Consider the following 6,000-nt stretch of genomic DNA (forward strand, 5'->3'; position numbering starts at 1 on the left):
TAAATTCGATTCATCACAACTGGGTGGTTGTGAGGTTAATTGCAAAGGTGTCTGTGTGGAATTGCCTTTAGCCAATACCAAGGGGCCAGTAGAGACCACCGGAACGGCCTGTAATTATACTGATAATGGCAGCGGTAACGGGGACTCTGACGGCAGCGGTAATACACCGGACGAGGGCAATAATTCGGAAAATGGTGGTTTGCCTAAGGATTGGGATTTCTTTAATCCGGTTGTTGGTGATGCAACAGGGACTTCTGTATCCGCTTCTATTGCCAAGCTCAATAAAAACCTTGGTAAGAATATTGGTGCGCTTACCCAATATAACGACATGCTATATCAGCGTGTCAACGGGATCAGCGGCGATACATCGCGCATTGTTAATGCCACTGAGGCTGCACAACAATCGTTAAAGGAAATAGCAGAATATAATAGAGTGGCAGGCCATAAACTCGAAGGGTTTGAGCTTTATTTATCACGTATGGAGCCATTGCTTAAAGAGATATCCATTAACACTGCCAATACTGGTTCCGCTTCTGGTGCTACAGGTACTGGTAGTCATATTTCAAAGGACTTTGAGGACAAACTTTTTGGCACTTTGGATTCGATGCGTTATGGCTCTTTGAATAACATCGATTTCAAGATGAGTGATGTTAAAGGGCATTTGGCTGGTATTGAGGGGGCTTTAGGTCGTAATGGCATGGCCGGTAATGTTTACGCCATGCGTCAGATGATGGAGCAAATGTCGTCAGGTTCTTCTGGTGGTGGCTCAACGGGCGGAGGTTCGACAGGAGGCCAAACAGGCGGCTCTGGTCAGTCTGAGCAGTATCTCAAGGATATGAGCGAATCAATCGGCTATATGGCTGAGGATGTGCTCTCTATCAGGAAAGCCCTTGATGGTTCCGGTAATGGTTCCGGTGACGGTATCGATTACTCACAGATGCCAGGCTCCGGCACTAACCCGCTGACGGTTGGGGCTGCTCATTATAATTCGGCCTGTGCGGGCGGTGATTGCTTCTTTGATATCGCAGCTATCCAAAAGAAACTGGATGACGCAAACAAGGCTATCACTGATAAATACAAAGATATTGGCGATGAAGTCAAAGATATATTTGATTTTAAGCTCTCCGGCTCTGCTGGAATTATGGAATGCTTCGACTTATTCACTTATGGCGGAAAAGACTATCGCGTTTGTCCACCTGCCAAAGAATATTGGGACATCATCGCCGCACTGATGATGTTTATTTTCTACTTCATTGCATTCGCAATTGTATTCAAGAGGTAATACGTCATGGAATGGCTCAGTGACTTCTTTTATTCATTCTTCAACGATATCTATCATCTGGTGGTGCAGTTTGCAGCATGGTTTGCGGTGCGAATGGCGGTGCAATGGGTCGAGTTTAAGTTGTTTATGCTTACCTTCTCATGGGACGTTGCCAAACAAATTTTGGTGAACGTTCACTTTAGTGAAATGATCTCCCAGTCCTTCAATGCCCTCCCCGCTGACTTTCGCTCGATGCTGCTCTTTATCCATCTGGATAAGGGGCTCGCCATCCTGACGCAAGCCTTTGTGACCCGCTTCCTGCTGAACATCATGGGGTGGTAAATGTCGATCAAGATCCACCACGGGGCGCCAGGCTCTTACAAATCATCAGGGGCAATTCACACCGATGTGATCCCCGCCATCAAGGCAGGCCGCCATATCATCACCAACGTTCGCGGGTTCACCGCCGAACGCTGCAAAGAGGTACTCGGTAAGGCTGTGCCCGATGAGTTCAAGGTGACTTACATCGACACCGAAGCCCAAGAGGGCCGCGACCACTTGGCCCGCTTCTACCACTGGGCTCCGAAGGGGGTGTTCTTTCTGGTCGATGAAGTGCAGCGGATCTTCCCGCCTGCATGGCGCCAGAGCGACCTAGACCGACTCGATTATCCGGGTGGGCCGGAAGTCGCCAAGGCTGACGGGCGACCGGAAACCATTGACGTTGCCTTTGATATGCACCGTCACCACAACTGGGATTTCGTCTTTACCACCCCGAACATCAAGAAAGTTCACGCCGTGATCAGGGCTGCATCAGAGACGGCGATCAGACACACCAATATGAAGATATTGGGCTTTGGGAAGCGTTACAAAACGGTCTTGCATCTGGCAGACAACAGCGGCGCGTCCATGTCCGATGTATTGCAGGCCAAGCCATTCAACAAGGTGCCCAACTATGTTTTCAAACTCTACGACTCAACTACAACAGGCCAAGTCACGGATACAATCGCGGGTAGCTCGATTCTGCGTGATCCTAAAATTCTGTTTTTTCTGGCTGTTATTGGATTCTGTCTCTATTTTGGCCTCATCAAGCCGGAATATATTGATAAGCCTAGCAAGGCCCCTGCACCCTCTCCTGCCGCTGCTACGACTTCTGGGGCGGTGGGTGCTTCGCCCGCTGCTGGGGTACGTCCTAGCGGCGCTCCTGCTGCGTCTGGTGGCGGGGTTCTTTCTGTAGGGCCGTTTGCAGGTCACCGCCTGATCATCAGTTGCCATATCCTGATTAAAGACAACCTCGGCTCTTATCGGGTCGAGTATTGCTTTGCCCTGCGCAAGGGTGACGAGGTTGCGCCTTTGGATATAGACGATTGGCCAGAGGAGCTGGCCAGCGTCGATGCGGTGAGCGGCTGCCATGCCGTGGTCAAGTATCAGGGCCAGCCTGTAGACGTGTACTGCGATCCAGAAGGTGACGCTCTACGCCGTAAACAGAACGCCGCCCTCTTTGCTGGCGGTGATAGCAAGATGAAACCAAATGATGGCCGAACATAAATGGCTTCTGGAGGGATCCCTTCCCTTGGCTTTAAGGCCATTACGTGAAAATAAATAAGGCAACCGTTACGTAATGATTTAATTTATTGGTCACCGTTACTATAATATTGGTGGTAACAGTGACTAAAAAGGTTTTGTCATGGACTACAAAGCTCAGATTGCTCAACTTCGTGTTCGGTATAACAGCCTTCTTGCGGCTATCAAGAAGGACAATATCTTCGATATGATCGAGGCATTAGAGGCTCTTGGCCTTACGCCTGCGGACTTACCCCTTGAGGAGCTTGTCTGGCCACGCAGACCCATCCCGCTGCGGCGAGCCATTGAAGCCCTTATGATTGAGGCCGATATGACGGCTGATAAGTTGGAGAAGGAGGCTGTTGCTTTACCTCCGAGGCCGCCCAAGAAGCCTATTGTCTTTCCTGATGCGTCCAAATTGTTGCATCATGGCCTTCGCCAGATTGAGGCCAAGAACGCAGCAATGATTGCCGATGTGCTGACCAAGCGCTCATCCGATAATCCAGTAGGCGCACTGGCCATGCCATTACCAGAGGTAATAGTGACCAAAATGACTTCACCGACTAGCCCCACTAAAACTCAAAATTTGGCAACAGTTACCGAAAAAGATCAACGCGCTGACAGCATCCCCAATCTTGATTTGGAAACTGTGACCAAAACAACCTCGAAACCCGAGCAGGCCAAGCCTAAACGACCTCGTGGCAGGCCATCCTCTGGCGAGCGTGCAATGACTCCAGCCGAAAAACAGGCTGCATATCGTGCTCGTCAGAAAATGAAAAAAGTCACGGTTACTTTTGACCGTACTGATGCAGATGAGCTGTTAACGTATCTGACCGCTGTGGCCGGAGACATCTCCTACCCTCTGGATAAGCAATTGGCACTTCGCTTACGAGATGCATGCCAGTCTGCTTGGGTGAGTCAGCGGGTCCCGCAGACCGAGTTCTCGGATGAAGAGAAGCGGTAAAGCGATTTTGCTATGCGGTATTCCCGGGAATTTTACGGAGTGCCCTTTGTGTATCCTCGCCGGTGAGCTTTAATAGGTCTTGAGTGGCGCCGTGGTCCCGCCCCACTTACACCGAGCTACCAATCGTCAGGGATTAAGACACATGAAAAGAATCGCTTTGCTTGTGTTGGCTATTATCGGGATGAATGCCTTTGCTGTGTTCTCGGTCTCGGCAGGTGAGCCACCGCCTCCCCCGCCGCCTATCATTATTCGTTAATAGAACTTGATGGTTGAAGGCCGTTTGAAAGGATTCAGACGGCCTTTTAATTTTATGTCCGGGTATGAATAATGCCTAACTGCGTCACTGCATTGTTTATGTTAAATACAGATGTCAATGCCACAGAGGACAGGGGCGGTAGCCCCTACAAGCCGCCCTCTGCTGTCCATTTGACCTCCAATAGCCTCGCGGCGGAACACGCCCATCTACCCCAGAGACTGGATCACCCCCTTCCCTGCCAAACCGTCTTTAGCTGCCCAAATAGACGAAAAATGCGAGGGTGCTAGCGAAGCGACGCAAACCCGCTGCTAATTTTTCGGGAACCGCAACAGCAGGAGTAATCACTTCCCTGCCCCATCACTCAATAGCGCCGTATCAGTCTGCGGTACTGGCCGTCCTGATAATCAGGCACGACCTACGTCATTCAAATTTGGTCTCGCCTGTAGCTCATGGCACAATGCCTGCTTAGTTTTTGGTGCGAGGGAAAGATGACTCCGGCTCAGATGAAGCAATACGGTAAGGGATTGGGCCTGTGGCAAGACAAGAAGTTGGCCACTGGTGATCCAATCCAGTACACAAAAAAGGATAACGGTGGCCTCGTGCAACTGGTTAAGAAGGCTGAAGGTAAATGGATTGACTCGGAGAACGAGTGCAAGAAGCCGTTCAATCCGATAGAAAATGGCGTATTTGTCTGGACAGAGATTAAAGGTGCCGGACATGCTTTTGTTTCTGTTCATGAAAGCAATAGCCCGTTCGTCTACACCTATGGCCGCTTTGGTCGCGTAGGGAACCCTCGCGGGGCTGTTGGTGATGGCATCCTGAATTTCTTCAAATATGAAGATGCCAGAGAATATTACCGTGATGAACTTTATAGCAAATCAGCCAGAGTATTTATGATCACTGATGCTGACCCTGCTATTGCAAGAAAATATTTTGAGCGCCTTTGGTCTAATGGTGTGCCTGCTGCCCCCACTCCTGATATGGGCGCAATGACAAAGAAAAATGGCCATACCATCGATAGATATGATGTAACAGGAAAAAACTGCACAACACACACCACTGATGGTATTAAAATGGCAGGCTCCTCTGTTTTTAAAGGAGGATACACAACGAATTCTCAAATGCGGATTGATTCTGAAGAGGATTTTGCTGTTCCCGTATCTTTGCAGCGTTATTTAATTAAGAAAAGTTCAGAAAAATCTATGAAGGTAGTAGAGGTGACTGCTGAGTTTAGAAAGCAATATCCGAATACTACCAAGGTTTCTCCTGCACATGATGATTCGTTCCTGAGTACTTTGGCTGAGGTTGCATCAGCTATAGGTAAGCTATCACCGTATTCAGGTGGTTCAGTTGGTGGCGTATTAGGTGGGGTTTCAGATGTTATCAAGTAAAGTTAAAACTATCATACGATGGTCTTCGATTGTAATTGTTGGTCTCGGTTATTATTTCTGGCTTGGTCTAGCCTCCTTATCGTTTGGCCATATTTCAGAAAAAGAAAGTGTTTTACTTTCTGGGCCAATCACTTTAGATCAGCACCGAGCGATAATGGAAAGCGTTATGGATGCGACCAATACAGTCTACAGTGCTGCTGTTTGGGGCTTCTTGGTATGTGTCAGTCTTATATTGCTAATCTTTAGCAAGGTTCGCTAAAGCGTGATGGGCGGTACTTTGCCGCCCATATTGACCAGTGACTGAATCCCCCTTCCCTGCTAAACCGGCTTTTAAGGTTTTCTAGTTCTGAGGGAGGTAAACGCCACAGCGCTGCTCGGTGTTAAATTCTTTAAAAGAGACTGAATGTTGAAATCTCCTCGCGCCAATCAATTTCTTCTTTTAAGAGAGTAAATTGTCGATCGCATAGTTCATATTTATAAAGCCTAATATGCCCTAGTGATTTTGAGTTATCACTAATTGTATTTATTACCTTGTGAATGTCAGCCCATTTAGTTCTAACACCAAAAT

5 protein-coding genes are annotated in these 6,000 nt (G+C 48.5%); all 5 read left to right on the forward strand.

The window, feature by feature from the left end; translation table 11 throughout:
• Positions 1-55: 55 nt before the first annotated feature.
• Complete coding sequence (locus AACS24_RS20605; protein ID WP_108571841.1) at positions 56-1,282, forward strand: hypothetical protein; 1,227 nt, start codon at positions 56-58, stop codon at positions 1,280-1,282.
• A gap of 6 nt (positions 1,283-1,288) precedes the next feature.
• Positions 1,289-1,603, forward strand: a complete 315-nt coding sequence (locus AACS24_RS20610) for a DUF2523 family protein (RefSeq protein ID WP_108571842.1) — start codon at positions 1,289-1,291, stop codon at positions 1,601-1,603.
• Positions 1,604-2,806 carry a zonular occludens toxin family protein gene (locus AACS24_RS20615; RefSeq protein ID WP_108571843.1) on the forward strand — a complete coding sequence of 401 codons (1,203 nt, stop codon included), beginning with the start codon at positions 1,604-1,606 and terminating at the stop codon, positions 2,804-2,806.
• A gap of 139 nt (positions 2,807-2,945) precedes the next feature.
• On the forward strand, positions 2,946-3,785 hold the full coding sequence (locus AACS24_RS20620; RefSeq protein WP_108571844.1) for a hypothetical protein: 840 nt from the start codon (positions 2,946-2,948) through the stop codon (positions 3,783-3,785).
• 744 nt (positions 3,786-4,529) lie between these two features.
• The gene (locus AACS24_RS20625; protein ID WP_108571845.1) at positions 4,530-5,432 is read left to right on the forward strand and encodes a hypothetical protein; all 903 of its coding nucleotides are present in this window, start codon (positions 4,530-4,532) and stop codon (positions 5,430-5,432) included.
• Positions 5,433-6,000 lie beyond the last annotated feature (568 nt).

Source organism: Aeromonas sp. HMWF016 (genome assembly GCF_963878195.1).
In the GTDB taxonomy this organism is placed as follows: domain Bacteria; phylum Pseudomonadota; class Gammaproteobacteria; order Enterobacterales; family Aeromonadaceae; genus Aeromonas; species Aeromonas lacus.

What these genes read in the sequence shown, in the direction of transcription:
- AACS24_RS20610 (WP_108571842.1), top strand. Translation starts at nt 1,289, where the DNA reads ATGGAATGGCTCAGTGACTTCTTTTATTCATTCTTCAACGATATCTAT.
- AACS24_RS20615 (WP_108571843.1), top strand. Translation starts at nt 1,604, where the DNA reads ATGTCGATCAAGATCCACCACGGGGCGCCAGGCTCTTACAAATCATCA.
- AACS24_RS20620 (WP_108571844.1), top strand. Translation starts at nt 2,946, where the DNA reads ATGGACTACAAAGCTCAGATTGCTCAACTTCGTGTTCGGTATAACAGC.
- AACS24_RS20625 (WP_108571845.1), top strand. Translation starts at nt 4,530, where the DNA reads ATGACTCCGGCTCAGATGAAGCAATACGGTAAGGGATTGGGCCTGTGG.